This is a genomic window from Bradyrhizobium sp. 164, assembly GCF_023073715.1.
Lineage (GTDB): Bacteria > Pseudomonadota > Alphaproteobacteria > Rhizobiales > Xanthobacteraceae > Bradyrhizobium.
This window is the reverse complement of record NZ_JADPKA010000001.1, coordinates 1-14,229: the sequence shown is the minus strand read 5'-3', so window position 1 is coordinate 14,229 and position 14,229 is coordinate 1. Positions and strand designations below refer to the sequence as shown.

9 protein-coding genes, 2 pseudogenes and 2 riboswitches are annotated in these 14,229 nt (G+C 58.6%); of the genes and pseudogenes, 5 read left to right on the top strand and 6 right to left on the bottom strand.

Annotated features, from left to right (window positions below; translation table 11 throughout):
- Positions 1 to 33: 33 nt before the first annotated feature.
- A riboswitch (glycine riboswitch) is annotated at positions 34 to 121 on the bottom strand.
- A 3-nt stretch (positions 122 to 124) separates the two neighbouring features.
- A riboswitch (glycine riboswitch) is annotated at positions 125 to 224 on the bottom strand.
- A 746-nt stretch (positions 225 to 970) separates the two neighbouring features.
- The 3 genes from IVB01_RS00055 to IVB01_RS00045 all read left to right on the top strand — a co-directional run bounded on the left by IVB01_RS00055 (position 971) and on the right by IVB01_RS00045 (position 4,765).
- A complete protein-coding gene (locus IVB01_RS00055) occupies positions 971 to 1,906 on the top strand; it encodes a D-aminoacyl-tRNA deacylase (RefSeq protein ID WP_247494097.1) in 936 nt (311 codons plus the stop codon).
- A 76-nt stretch (positions 1,907 to 1,982) separates the two neighbouring features.
- Complete coding sequence (locus tag IVB01_RS00050) at positions 1,983 to 3,206, top strand: Xaa-Pro peptidase family protein (protein WP_247494096.1); 1,224 nt, start codon at positions 1,983 to 1,985, stop codon at positions 3,204 to 3,206.
- Between the two features lie 389 nt (positions 3,207 to 3,595).
- Positions 3,596 to 4,765, top strand: coding sequence for a M20 aminoacylase family protein (locus IVB01_RS00045; RefSeq protein WP_247494095.1), 1,170 nt, complete (start codon positions 3,596 to 3,598; stop codon positions 4,763 to 4,765).
- A gap of 166 nt (positions 4,766 to 4,931) precedes the next feature.
- On the opposite strand, the gene IVB01_RS00040 is transcribed toward IVB01_RS00045, so the two are convergent.
- From IVB01_RS00040 to IVB01_RS00020, 5 genes are all read right to left on the bottom strand, one after another.
- Positions 4,932 to 6,521 (bottom strand): IS66 family transposase, encoded by a 1,590-nt coding sequence (locus tag IVB01_RS00040; RefSeq protein WP_247494094.1) that lies wholly within the window; start codon positions 6,519 to 6,521, stop codon positions 4,932 to 4,934.
- A gap of 69 nt (positions 6,522 to 6,590) precedes the next feature.
- Positions 6,591 to 6,944, bottom strand: coding sequence for an IS66 family insertion sequence element accessory protein TnpB (gene tnpB / locus IVB01_RS00035; RefSeq protein WP_247494093.1), 354 nt, complete (start codon positions 6,942 to 6,944; stop codon positions 6,591 to 6,593).
- The gene (locus IVB01_RS00030) at positions 6,941 to 7,363 is read right to left on the bottom strand and encodes a transposase (protein WP_247494092.1); all 423 of its coding nucleotides are present in this window, start codon (positions 7,361 to 7,363) and stop codon (positions 6,941 to 6,943) included. The genes tnpB and IVB01_RS00030 overlap by 4 nt, the downstream gene beginning before the upstream one ends.
- Before the next feature lie 202 nt (positions 7,364 to 7,565).
- The gene (locus tag IVB01_RS00025) at positions 7,566 to 8,777 is read right to left on the bottom strand and encodes a glycine C-acetyltransferase (protein ID WP_247494090.1); all 1,212 of its coding nucleotides are present in this window, start codon (positions 8,775 to 8,777) and stop codon (positions 7,566 to 7,568) included.
- Positions 8,778 to 8,790: 13 nt separating this feature from the next.
- Complete coding sequence (locus IVB01_RS00020; RefSeq protein WP_247494089.1) at positions 8,791 to 9,738, bottom strand: aminotransferase class IV; 948 nt, start codon at positions 9,736 to 9,738, stop codon at positions 8,791 to 8,793.
- A 1,076-nt stretch (positions 9,739 to 10,814) separates the two neighbouring features.
- Between IVB01_RS00020 and IVB01_RS00015 the strand changes: the two are divergent.
- Positions 10,815 to 10,925, top strand: a pseudogene (locus IVB01_RS00015) (IS110 family transposase); the annotation flags it as partial.
- 475 nt (positions 10,926 to 11,400) lie between these two features.
- On the opposite strand, the gene IVB01_RS00010 reads toward IVB01_RS00015, so the two are convergent.
- A complete protein-coding gene (locus IVB01_RS00010) occupies positions 11,401 to 12,750 on the bottom strand; it encodes an IS701 family transposase (protein ID WP_247494088.1) in 1,350 nt (449 codons plus the stop codon).
- A 149-nt stretch (positions 12,751 to 12,899) separates the two neighbouring features.
- Between IVB01_RS00010 and IVB01_RS00005 the strand changes: the two are divergent.
- A pseudogene (locus IVB01_RS00005) lies at positions 12,900 to 14,131 on the top strand (IS5 family transposase); the annotation flags it as partial.
- Between the last annotated feature and the right edge of the window lie 98 nt (positions 14,132 to 14,229).

The window sequence follows — 14,229 nt, the reverse complement described above, 5'->3', positions numbered from 1 at the left end:
GTGAAATGGCTTTCGCCACGTCTCCGTCCCCAAATCTGTCCGTGCACCTGAGAGCTTTGTCCGCAATCCTCGTGGATCACGGTCCCCTTCGGTGGGTGCTGACCGGCACCTCTCTCCAGATCGTCCTCGGTGTGCGGTCCTGGGCCTGAGAGTTTCCTTGGGGAGTTGCTCCGTCGGCGGTGATACGCCTTTGCAGGCTTATCGCGCTCTCCCGCACACCATCATCAGACACGATAACACTCTCAGACGTACTCACTACCTGTCAAGCCGTGATGAATCGCCAGACCTCAAAAATGGCGGCATAAGCGACGACGAGATGTTTTCCCACCCAGATTAGCAGGTGGTCTTTCGCCCAATACTATGCTGCACTCGCTTCTGATGATTGCATTTGCCGAATGTCCCAGTGGTTTCAAGCGAGTATCGGCGGCAAGCGCAGAAATACTGCGGGGTCCTCAAAAGAACGCATAATATTTGCGTGGCGACGCTCTAATAAATATTCGGTGGTGTTGGACCCTACGAAGCTGTGCCTTTCATGCATCTCTTTAGTCGAGCCAAAATGGAAGCCTGCACGCCTGAGGCGGTCGCTCTGCTCAATGACGGGCTCTACACCCCACTTGCCTCGACGTCTCTGGTGTATGGGGGCAGGATTCGCTCTTGTTCGTCGCTCAGGCAGGTTAAGTTCGCTGCTGCTGGTCCGGCGATCCGCTGTCGCGATTTTCAATTCGCGCGATTTTCGCTCGCTGCTCCGCCAAACAGGCCAGCCCATAACAGGACACAGTTCGCGAGTGGCGTCCATTTGATGCTATTCGGCCTTGACTCAATCGCCTCCCGCGCGCCCGCTCTCGCCATGCAAACGCGGAATTCGGTTCAAAGAGCAGAGTGTTTTCCGAGAAAGTCGAAAAGACGATGGCGCCAAGTTGAAGATACGTCCTGTGCTCTCGATCTGCTTTGAACTCGGCGGAGGACCTCGATGAGACATGCCGTCTTTGTGTTCTGCGTCGATCGGGAAAGGGACCCGGTCGCGGGGCACGTTCTGGATGCTCTCAAGGCGGAATGCGCTCTTGTTCCACGTTTCGAAGTCGATGGGCACTCCGTCCTCGAAGTCGCTGGCTTGCATGACGCCAGAATTTCGATCGTGGCCACGAACGAGGTCGTAAGTAACGACTATGCGCGGTACGCGCCAATCTTGAATGAACGCTTCGGTGATGCTTGCGTTATTGGCATCGTGAATTGGCACGAGGGCGCCAATGCGCCAAACGCGATCTTCTCGGTTCAAACGACCGGCGATCTGGGCACGGGGACGTTCAGCGCGGTCGACCCCAGGATTACGCGGGGGCTTCTTCTAGGGATCGAAACCGAGCGGGTCACTTCCGGTCTTGACTCCTTTCGCACTTACCTGGAAGCGACTCATTGGTCGGGCGTCAAGGCTGGTGATGCTGGTACCCGTCTCGCTGACCTGCGACCGTCGGCTGTCGATGTCGAGATCGGGAGCTCGCCCGAAGATTGGGCAAATCCTGTTGCGGCTCGAGTGCTGGCGCGATCGCTACTGCAAATTTTCGATCGCATTGAGGAGCCGGTACACTCCGTGCTCTGCGTCGGAGGCGTTCATTTCGAGCCGAGCTTCACGAACGCGGTATTGCAGTCGCGCGATCGACCCCCGATCGCGGCAAGTCACGTCCTACCAAACCACTGGCTAGTGTCGGATGGCTATGACCAGGAAAGTCGTTTGGTCGATCTAAGAGCTTGCGTGCATTCGATTGTAGGCGGAATCCAGAGCATCGTGTACCACGACAAGCTAAAAGCGCCTTTCAAGGGAGTTGCTCGCCTGCTCGCAGAGGAACTCGGTGTTCCGATGCTTTCGCATAAAAAACTGCGCGCGGCTCTTCCGAAGGATATTGTCGAATGAGCGCGCGAAGGCAGCCATCTGCTGTCGAACCGGCATCTAAACTGTCGGTCGTCTTGTGTTTCTCTGGAGAAGAGCGATGAACGATGTGGGGATGGGTTCGATTAGGACCATTCAGTATGATCCGTTTCCCCGGATCGAATACGAAGGCCGGGTCGAGCGTGCGCGGCGTTTGATGAAGGAGCATGCCATTGACGCGGTTCTAGCGACGTGCGAACACAATCTGCGATATTTCATTGGTGAGCCTAGCACCACACCGCAGCAGACAACCCGGCCGCGATTTCTTCTCATTCTTTCGTCAGGTAACCCCGTTGCAGTCGTCCCAGAGGGAATCGACCAGTTTTATAAAGACACAACCTGGGTAAAAAATTGCCGGAGTTGGCCTAGCCCAAATCCGAAAGATGAGGGTGTGTCCGCGCTTGCCGGAGTGTTGCGTGAGCTACTGCCAGAGGACGCCAAAATCGGCGTAGAGCTTGGTGCGGAGAGTAGGCTTGGCTTCCCCGCAGGAGATTTCTTGCGTGCTGCGGATGCGATCAAGCCTCGAACGTTCGTCGACGCATCGGATCCGATTTTCACGCCCCTGCGAATGGTCAAGTCTCCGCTTGAAGTCGGCAGAATTCGAACCGTATGCGGCCTTGTGTCGGACGCATTTGAAGGGCTGGCAACAAAGCTGCGCCTTGGAATGACCGAACGCGAGGCATGTCGCCAGTTCGAATTCGAATGTTTCAGTCGCGGTGTCGAGAAGACAAGCAAGATAGTGGGTGTTTCTGGCCGCGGGGGATATACGCGTCCTTACGGTGTTCCGACCGACAAAATTCTGTCGGATGGAGACGTGCTGTTTATTGATGCCGGCTGCCTGTTCGACTTTTATTGGAGCGATTTCGATCGACACTTTGCTTTCGGTGCGCCTGATCCGCACACGCAGGATGCGTATCAGGTTGTTTGGGATGCCACCGAAGCGGGAATTGCCGCCGCTAAGCCTGGCATTCCGATCTGTGATGTCTGGAGCGCAATGTCAGCCGTACTAAATGGCTCAAACAATCGCGGTAAAGCCACCAACATTGGCCGAATGGGACACTCCATGGGCTTATGGATGCCGGAGTTACCGTCGGTCCAACCGGACGACAAGACAATACTAAAGCCAGGCATGATCATTAATATTGAACCGAGCACCTCATACCCCTCATATTTCGACGGATTACCGAAGCTGATGCTGCATGAAGAGGTGGTTGTCGTAACCGAAACTGGCTCGCAGTTGCTCACTTCTCGTGCTCCGCGAAAAATGCCAGTGGTGGCCATATAACAAATAAGAAGATGGAACGTAGCAGAAAGGAAGGGCATGCCGAGCTCTCGCCGTAAGCCTGAAGCGGCCATGATGTCTCATTGGCGTTTTAGGCCTGCGTCTCAATGGCGGCACGAAAGTGTGGTATATCAGCGAGCCGGTCTACGAGACTGTGGCAATTGGAGTTCACGAGTAGAGTGCAGAAGCCGACACGGTCTGTGCCAAATAGATGCGGCGCTCCTGCCATGACGTCTCTACATTTTGCTTATGGCGTACTCCATTGCGAAAAGGTCAGAATGCGAGCGACAGCAGCAAAAATTGCGCCGGGCCGCTTCACGCGTGCGCACCGAACTCCGCCGCACGCTCGAGCGGCGCTGTGTCGATAATGGATTTGGATTTTAAGGTCTGACATGCATAGTGTTGATCAGTTTCGTGATTTGCAGGGAGAGGTAACCTCGTGGCGCCGCTATCTTCACGAAAATCCCGAGCTCGACTTTCAGGTGCACAATACGGCGAGGTTCGTGGCCGAGAAGCTCGCCTCGTTCGGTATCAATCACATCGAAACGGGGATAGCTGAAACCGGCATCGTTGCATTGATTCAAGGGAAGGGTGGAGACGGTCCCACCATTGGGTTGAGGGCCGACATGGATGCGCTGCCGATCCTCGAGGCCTCAAACAAGCCGTGGTCCTCGAAGGTGCCTGGTAAAATGCACGCATGCGGGCATGATGGTCATACGGCCATGTTGCTGGGGGCGGCGAAATATCTTGCCAGGACGCGCAATTTCAAAGGCTGCGTGGCCTTGATTTTTCAGCCGGCAGAAGAAGTGGAACTTCCCTCCGGCGGCCTGAAGATGCTCCTGGAAGGAATCATGGGCCGTTTCAGCATCTCCAAAGTCTTTGGGATGCACAACGCGCCGGGCACCGAAATCGGCAAGTTCAGCATTTGCGATGGACCGATCATGGCCTCGCAAGACGATTTTGACATTGTCGTGAAGGGTCGGGGCGGCCATGCGGCCAAGCCGCATGAGACCATCGATCCAGTCGTGATTGCCGCACAGATCATCGTCGGCTTGCAAACGTTGGTCTCACGCAACACGAATCCGATCAACTCGCTGGTCATCTCAGTGACCAAATTGAATGCCGCCAACGCCTACAACGTCATTGCCGATCAAGTCGAAATGGCCGGCACCGTCAGAACTCATGTTCCGGAGCTGCGAGACTTTGCCGAACACCAGATCATGGCGGCAGCCCAGGGCATCGCGCGCGGATTTGGCGCGGATATCGAGTTCAAATACCGTCGATCGGTTCCGGTGACCTTCAACCACACCGAGGAGACCAATCTGGCGATCAGGGCGGCACGCAGTCTGGTCGGGGCCGCTTCTGTGGACGAGAACATCAAACCGCGTATGGGGGCCGAGGACTTCGCCTACATGCTGGAGGCGCGGCCGGGCGCTATGATTTTCATTGGAAATGGGCCGACTGCCGGTGTGCACAACCCGGCATATGACTTCAACGATGAAGCGTTGCCATATGGCATCGGCTATTGGGTGAATCTGGTTGAGACAGTGCTGGCTATCTGAATCACCCGGTTTGTCTCGATTCATCTCGCCAACTAAAGGCTTGGCAAGCTATAGCAGATAGAATGCGGCTAGCTTGGATCAGTGAACAAAGTTGCGCTTTAATGACAGAGTGCAATCAGGTGGCGCGTTCGATTTCTACGCGTAGCGTAAGCGCTTAGCCGTGACCCTATTGAGGCTGGCTTGACGTTTTGCGGAATCGCCACGGCATGAGATCATCGATCTTGCTATGGGGATGACCGTCGATGATCGCCTCGAGTGTTTCAGCGATGTAGGCAGCCGGGTTGACGCTGTTGAGCTTGCAGGTAGCGACTATCGACGCCAGCATGGCCCAGTTTTCTGCCCCGATTTCATGGCCCGCGAAGAGCGCATTTTTTCTGGTTAGGCAGACCGGCCGGATGGCGTTCTCGACCGGGTTGGTGTCGAGTTCGAGACGCCCGTCTTCGAGGAAGCGGGTCAACCCCTGCCAGTGATTGAGCGCATAGCGGATGTCCTCGGCGAGCGTTGAGCCGCTGGAGATCATGGAAAGCTGCTTCTCAAACCACGGTTTTAAAGCCGCAATGAGGGGCAGCGAGTGCTCCTTGCGCGCGGCCAACCGGATGTCCGGCGACGAGCCGCGCACCATGGCTTCGATGGCGTAAAGCTGCGCGATCTGCCGGACGGCGGCCTCGGCGATCGGAGACTTGCTGTTGCGCACCAATTTGACGAAGCGCCGGCGCAAATGGCTCCAGCAATGCACGAGCGTCCACGGCCCTTGCGGTCGAACGACTTCGGTCAGCCGGTCATAACCGTCATAGGCATCGCATTGCAGGAAGCGTCCGCAAAAGCCATCCAGGAACTGCTCAGCGAAGGCACCGCTGCGACCGGGGGCATATCGGAACAGCACGATCGGCGGACTTGGGCCGCTGTGGCCGCGGTCGTCTGAGGCGATCGCCCAGAAGTAGCCCTTCTTCGTTTGGCCGCGCCCCGGATCGAGTACCGGCGCCTTGGTCTCATCCATGAACAGCCGATCCGCCATGGCCAGGTGGTGGCGCATGTGGTCCGCGATGGGCTGAAGATGGAAGCAGGCGCGGCCGGACCAGTTGCCCAGCGTCGCCCGATCAAGCCGGATACCCTGGCGCGCATAGATCTCGGCCTGACGGTAAAATGGCGTATGATCGCCAAATTTGGAGACGATCACGTGCGCGATGGCCGCTTCGGTCGGCAGCCCGCCGGGCACGACGTGCTCCGGTGCGTGCGCCTGCACGACGGGGCCCGCGCAGCGGCGACAGATGTATTTCGGGCGGCGCGTGACCAACACCCGCCATTGCGCCGGGATCACGTCGAGCCGTTTGCTGACGTCCTCGCCGATCTTCGCCATGGCACCGCAACCGCACGGACAGAGCGTGCTCGCAGGCTCGATGATCCGTTCCACCCGCGGCAAATGGGCAGGCAAGCAGCCGCGATTGCGATGAGGACCTTGATCCGGCACGTTCCGCGATCGGCCATTGATCACAGTCTCGGCTCTCTCCTGCGCCGCGTCCAGGATGCCTTGCGCGATCTCCACGTCTTCCAGCGGCAAGTGATACTGATCTGGCCGCAGCTTCTCGGACTTCGCGCCGAACTTCTCGCGTCGCAATTCGCCGAGAATGATCTCCAGCCGACGCCGCGCTTCCTCCGACGCCGCCAGCGCCCCCTGATGCTCGCTCAAGGCCGCCTGCGTTTGCGCCAAAAGCGCCTTGAGGCGTTCGTTTTCGCCGCGTAGCGCCGCGATGCTCATGTGCTATTTCGAGCACATCGCCGCCGCGCGTGCCACGCTCAAAATAGCTGCCGAGTCATTCTGCCGCACTTATCCAGCGACCTGCGGGCGCCGTGCTTCTTCCGGGCGGACCAACCTCCAATCCAGCCCCTCGAACAAGGCCGCGAACATCGCCGGCGACATCCGCATCACGCCGTCCGCGATCGTTGGCCTAACGAACTTGCAACCTTCGAGGCGCTTGTGAACCAACACCAGGCCCGTTCGGTCCCACACCAAAATCTTGATTCGGTCCGCTCGTTTCGATCGGAACACGAAGGCTGCCCCGCTGAACGGATCGAGACGAAGCATCTCCTGCACCTTCGCCGCAAGCCCATCGTGGCCACAGCGGAAGTCGATCGGCCGCGTTGCAACGTAAATCTTCAGATCTGCACCGACCGCGATCATCGTGACGCTCGCACCGCGCGGATCACCCGGGACAGCTGCTCGCCATCTATGGCCGTATCCGTCCGCAGAACGACATCACCGATCGCAATCTCAAGCTTGATCGCCGGAACCTGACGCTCCTCCAACGCACCTTCCACGACCAGCGGCGCGAATGTCGGATGCGACGTCTCGCACGGCGGCAACACGCCTCGTTGCCGAAGCCGCCGTCGCCAATCGTAGATCTGCCAGCGCGTCGCTCCGTGCTTGCGCGCCACCTCGGCCACCTGGGCACCGGGCAACAGACTCTCGGCGACGATCCGAGCTCTCTCCGCTTCCGAACGCACGCGGCGCCCCGACGGTCCTTCAAGAACTTCCAACCGGCTCACCGACCCCGCCGACGGGCCGTCTAAATGGACGTCCTTTTTGCTGTCCAATCCCATCTCAAACCTCCGTCCAACCCGGAGGCTTCTTCGCACAGCTATCCCGATCCCGAACCAAGGGCTCCGGCTAAGCGCTTACCGCGTAGCTGACCTTACGGTCCCGCGTCAATATATTTGGGCCATGCCGGAGAAGCGATCTTGCGCCCCCGCCGTGAATTGATCTCTTGCGGATGACTGATGTTGGAACTCCTAGCTAAGGAGCTTAGAGCTCGCGTGTGACAGTTGGCTTGTTAAGGTCCGACTTTGCTGATCGGAATGCTGCAATTACTCTTTCGATGTCGTCCGCACTGTGGGCGGCACTTACCTGCATGCGGATCCGCGCAGCGCCTTCCGGGACAACAGGATACGAGAACGGAACGACGAGAATGCCATGCGCACGCAAGAATTCAGCAATCTGAACCGCCACTGCCGCGTCCCCAGTCATCACGGGCACAATTGGGTGATCGTTGCCCAAAACTTGAAATCCCAGACCGCTCAATCCTTGTCGTAGCTGACCAGTGCGAGCAGAGAGATTCTGCCTGAGATCGTCTGCACTTTCTGCCAAGTCGATTGCGGTCAATGAAGCCTCGCAGATCGCGGGCATCAGTGAGTTCGAAAAGAGATATGGACGCGCACGCTGTCGCAACCAGGAAATCATCTCACCACGGCCTGATACATAACCTCCAGATGCGCCGCCAAGTGCTTTGCCGAGCGTCCCGGTAAGAATGTCAATCTGATCTTCGAGCCCGTACAGCGCTGGCGTTCCACGCCCTTCTGGTCCGATAAACCCCACAGCATGAGAGTCGTCGACCATGACCAAGGCGCCGTAACGTTTTGTTAGCTCGCAGATGCCTGGAAGATTCGCGGCAGCGCCATCCATGGAAAATACGCCATCGGTCACAACGAGCACTGTTCGGTACTGACTTGCCTCGCGTAGAGCGTGCTCTAGTCCGTTCATATCATTGTTGGCATAGCGAAAGCGCTTTGCTTTGCAGAGTCGAATGCCATCTATTATGCTTGCATGATTCAGGCTGTCGCTGATTACCGCATCGTCAGCGTCGAGCAGCGCCTCAAACAGCCCGGTGTTCGCATCGAAGCACGAACCGAATAGGATGGTGTCTTCCGTCCGAAGATAGCGGGAAAGCCTGCTCTCAAGCGCTCGATGAACTGAGTGCGTCCCACAAATGAATCGCACGGACGACATTCCAAAGCCATGCCGTTCGAGACCTGCATGCGCGGCTCGCACCAGGACTGGGTGATTGGCCAGTCCGAGATAATTGTTGGCGCACATGTTCAAGAGATCGCGCTCGCCAAGAGCGCGTAGGTGAATATGCGTAGACTGTGGCGAGGCGATCTCTTGTTCCACTTTCAGGAGTCTTCGCGATGATAGCACACCGAGATTGTCACGAAGTCGCTGACCAAATTGCGAGCGCATGGTTCATTTCCGATCATGGGTAAATGATAGCAGTCGACCATGCGGGATCCGTGTGCTTTTGCCAATAGAGATCCGTGAGCCGGCGGGTGATGGACCCTACCTGGCCTTTGGAGATCGTCGTGTCGTCGATGCGCGTCACTGGCATAATGCCGCCGGCAGTGGAGGTAATGAACACCTCGTCAGCTTTCTTGATATCGTCACGACTGATATCACCAGCAGTGGCGGCGAGCCCAATCTCAGCACAAAGATCGAACACGGTTCGACGCGTGATACCGGGCAACACGCCAAAAGCCGGCGTTCTCAACGATCCATCCTTTACAAGGAACACGTTGAAGCCCGGGCCTTCCGCGATATGCCCATTCGCATCCAGGATCAGCGCCGTCTCGGCGCCTTTGTCGTAGGCGTCGAAAAGACCCTTTACGAGATCCAGCCAATGATAGTTCTTGATCGTGGGATCGACTGAGTTTGGCGGGATGCGGACTGTCTCGCTGATCGCGACGCGCAAGCCTCTTTCCAATTGTTCCTTGTTGGCAACTGAGCCATAAGGCACTGCAAATGCGATAAAGCGGTTCTCTGCTAGACGGGGATCGCGGCTGAATGTCGGCGATGAACCGCGCGTGCAGATCATTTCAACGTAAGCCGATTTATGGCCCGACAAGGCGACGCACTGCTTGAGGATCGACGCGATTTTGGCGCGGTCGTAAGGCTGCTTCATTCGAAGACTTTCGACGCCCGCCAGAAAACGGTCAAGATGCAGATCCAATCGGAAAAACCGCCCGTTCCAGACGTGCACTGTGTCGTACGTCGCGTCCGAGTGCAACAGACCCCAATCCAGCACAGAGATCTTGGCCTCGGACATCGGCAGGTACTGCCCGTCCATGAAAGCGACGCCATGAGGGTAGCGCCGTTTGTCGATGTGATGCTGATCGATTGCTGAAAGTACGGGTGAGAGCTCTGTCATCTGAGTCATTTGCGATAGGGGAAGAGTAGGAATGAAATCTTGCTAGGGCCAACAGGGATCGGAAACAGTGCTCCGTCGATGTCGGGGATCTGCATGGCCGGCCACTAATCTAGCCACTCGAGATATTAACAGCCCCACAAGCCGCATTCCTCCGATGTGGCCCGTCGTCTAGCCTAAATTCTGCGTCTGAACGAAATAGGTGAAGCTTTCGCACGACAAGACCGGCCGATAGGGAAGGGTCTTTGCTTTGCCGATGATCGTTGGTGCTCAAAGTTGGCGACGCCGAACCGCGTACACGTATTCGAGTTGCATACCGGCTGACGGCCCTTTTTGAACACTAGGGGGCGCGTCGCGAGTCAGCGCCTAGGCGGCTACCGTTGTAAGAGTGGAGTCTATTCGAATCTACTGAGGGTAGGGACCGGGTGTTGCTTCATGTCCCAGTCCGTAAGCTGCTGCCGCAAGATAGGTGCGTGGGCGCGTGCCTTCAGCACCTCGCGGCGCAAGCTGGCGTGCCGTTCGACAGAGCCGCGTTCGTCTAAGCGCCGGGCAAGCCGAGGCAGAAAGTCTTCATGGAAAGCTTCGTGTATAGACGGCCCCGCGTATGCAAGGGATTTCAGCTGCACTTTTGATATCGGTCGGGTGCGTTCATTAATGGAGATCGCGGATTGAGGCCTCATCAACGGGGCGCACTTGTTGCGCTTGAGCTCTTCGGGCTTGCTCGATCCCCAGCTCCGCCGGTGCGCATCATGCTGCCATTTGCCCTGACATCAGAAGGTGGCCAACATAAGCGGAAAGTCAGGCCGCGAGGTCAGGCCGATAGTATTTCCCCTCCCCTCATCATCGCCGAGACTCTCAGGGCCAACTTGTTGGCAACGGCGATAGCGACGACCATGGGAGGGCGCCGTTCAGGCAAGGCTTCGATCCAAACGCCTCCAAGCCGGGAACAGCCTTTGGGTACCGAACGACACTACGTGCTCCGATGACAAGCAAGTGCCTGAGATAGCAAACGCCCGGTTTCAAAATTCGGCTGAGCCGATCCTTTCCGTGATGCCACGCGGGATGCTCGCCGCGCCGAGATGCTCGGCAGGCGTCCCTTCAACGTCGTTACGGTCGCGCTCGCTCACAAGACTGCACGGATCGCTTGGGCGATCATGGCCAATGGTGAAGAGTACCGCGCGCACGTATAACTGGAACGCGTTCCGTTTGCGAGGGCAAAAGCGGAGTGATGGCAACCGGTCGGACCGGGGTCGGCCAAGCCCGTTGGACCTATCGAGCTTCAGAGCTCGCAACCTAATTGGGCGCCGATCCGCGGATCTCATCGAGGCTCGTGGGTTTGCCATAAAGCCGGATAGATAGCTGTAAACGATCGTTAGCCGGAATAAAGCAAATGCCTTGCAAAGCGGGGACCGTCCATAGATAGGTCCAAATCCGGCCGGTCCGGGTCTTGCCCTTGGCCAGGACCGGCACCGTGGGGTGAGTAGGCCGGAGCGATTTCTCCTCCAGCACCGGGTCACCGGAGGCGGTCGCCCGCCCCCGGTTCCCACAGAATGTGGCGTGCGGATTTCCCGCACCAACGCTCTTCGACAGTTGGTTCACAGCACTGCAAGCGCCTGCAGCTCCCGATAAGGAAGGCGCAGCTTAGCACTACTGCGCCAGTGTTTTTCAAGGATTTGTTTTCGGCAGTATGGGCACCGCTGAGACGGCGGCCGAAGGATGAGATCGACGTTGGCGTGACGTACGGCGGGCATGGTTGGCTGAGGCGGAGGTCCGTTGATTCTTTTTTTTCCGCCCCGCGTGTGCGAGGCGACGATGCTGCAGGAAGGTGTAGGCAATCATTGTCATCAGGACGTGGCGATGAAGACCCTGCCATGATCGCCCTTCGAAGTGATCAAGTCCGAGCTCCTCCTTCAACTGCTGATGCGCCTGCTCACAAATCCATCTTGCCTTGATGGTGGCGGCAAGTGTGCGCAGATGCGCCGCCGCAGGGAGATTGGCAAGATAGTATTTCTTCTCCCCTGAGGCACGTTGCTCGCCAATGAGCCAAGCTTCGTCGCCCGGGAGATGCTGCTGACCCTTATCCCAAATCCGCTGCGGAGGGCCGTTGGCGGTGCGGACGCGGAGAGCAGCAAATCGGGCTTTCAGCCGACCTTTGGTCCCGCTGCGCCAGCTCACGGCTTTCCATTTGGCGCTGGCCAGCATTTGTTCTGCCGCAATCGATAAGATATCGGGCACGTGGTGCTTTCGTGGTTTCCCGCGGACTTTGGTGATCGGCCAAGTGAGCTTCACATCGACCGGATACACCTTGAGGTGCCGAGGGATGCCGACAGCCCAAGCCCGCCCGCGCTCTGTTAGCCCTTGTCGAAATGGTGCGCTAAGTCCGTATCCTGCATCAGCCAGCACACATCCAAAGCGCACGTTGGCTGCCATCGCACGGTCAATCTCGGCCAAAGCAATTTCCTGCTTGGACCGTGGCGTTCGGTGTTCGACTGGCACGCGAGCACGCTTCGAACGAGACACGTCGCTTGTCCAACTGTCAGGCAGAAAGAGACGTAACGCGACTATCACTGGCACTTCGCCGCGCGCAAACGTCAAGGACACCAGCGTTTGGCAATTTGCCGTTTTGCCGAGAGCCGACGCGTATTGAGCCGCAACACCAACCGAGCGTTCGCCCTTCTTCGGCAGTGAGGTGTCATCAATAACGAGCACCGCATCGCTACCGCCGACAAGTCGGTCCGCCTGGTTGAGCAGCTCCGTCTCCAGCGGCGTCGCGTCCCAGACACCGTCCGCAATGAAATGGTGCAGCTGGTCGTAGTTGCCTGTGGCAAGGCGCTGTGCCATCGGCTGAACGCTCTTGCGATCGCCAGGACCGATCAGTCCCGCAACATACAGAGGACACATCCGCTGCCGCGTCTTATGGCCCAGCCGGGTCAAAAACGGCATCAGCCAGCGTTCAAGTTCGTCTTCCCATCCCGCCATGGTCAGCCCTCCGTGAGCCGACCACCCACGAATCATTGAAAAATTGATTCGGGAATCTTGAGGGTTCTATGAGGTCGCGGGGCAAAGGCCAACTGCGCGCGCGATGGCGCGTGCGACCTCATAGAACCCTCAAGATTCCCCTTCTTTGCGAACCGTGATTCTTGTGACGCATCGGAGGGCGAACGATGCGGCCGAAGAAGCATAGGATGGCGGGCTCGAATGACCTGTTCCGGGCGCGGCTGGACCAGATTATCAACATGAAGCACGAGCTGGTTCTGCTTGCCGGCAGGATCGATTGGGACTGGATCGACGGCGAGATCGCACCGCTCTACAGCGAGAACGGCCGGCCTAGGATCGAGACCCGCTTCATGATCGGGCTGCTGTTGCTCAAGCACATTTACGGGCTGTCCGATGAGGGCGTGTGCGAGCGTTGGCTCCACGACCCCTATTTCCAGTTCTTCACCGGCGAAGAGTTCTTCCAGCACGTCTTCCCCCACGAGCGTTCGGACCTGAGCCATTGGCGCAAGCGGCTCGGCGACAAGCTGGATCTGCTGCTGGCCGAGAGCGTGCGGGTGGCGCACGAGGCCGGTGCGTTGCGCAGCCAGGACCTCAAGCGGGTCACGATCGACACCATGGTGCAGCCGAAGGCATCAGCTTTCCGACCGATGCCAAGCTCTTGCATGCGGCGATCCGGTGGCTGAACCGCCTGGCGAGGAGGCACGGGGTCAGACTGCGGCAATCCTATTGTCGCCTGGCCAAGGCCGCAGCGATGATGGGGGGCCGCTACGCCCATGCCAAACAGTTCAGACGGCATCATCGGCAGTTGCGCCTCCTGCGCAGCCGGCTGGGCCGGATCATCCGCGACATCCGTCGCAAGATCGAGGGCCAGCCGGCGCTGGAGGAGGCATTCGCCCTCCCGCTTGGCCGCGCCAGCCAGATCCGCTCACAGCAGCAGCGCCAGCGCGGCTGGAAGCTGTATTCCTTCCATGCCCCGGAGGTCGAGTGCATCGGCAAGGGCAAGGCCTCAACCCCCTACGAGTTCGGCGTGAAGGCTTCCATCGTCACCAACAATCGCCGTGCTCCCGGCGGCCCGTTCGTGCTGCATGCCAGGTCGCTGCCCGACAACCCCTACGACGGTCACACCTTGCGGAATGTCATCGACCGCACTGAGACCCTCACCGGCCGTCCGATCGAGCGGGCCTATGTCGATAAGGGATACCGCGGCCACGACGCAGAAAGCCCCCGGCGCGTCTTCATCTCCGGCCAGAAGCGCGGCGTCTTCGGCAGCATCAAGCGCGAGCTGCGACGCCGCTCCGCCATCGAGCCCATCATCGGGCACATGAAAGCCGAAGGCCACCTCGGCCGCTGCTATCTCAAAGGCCGCGCCGGCGACGCCGCCAACGTCGTCCTCTCAGCTGCGCGGCGGCGATCAGGGTGAGACTCCAGCGACAATCAAGGTGAGACTGCGCCGATGGGGACGGACCGAAGGGAGGGCGTAGCCCGACCGGAGGACCG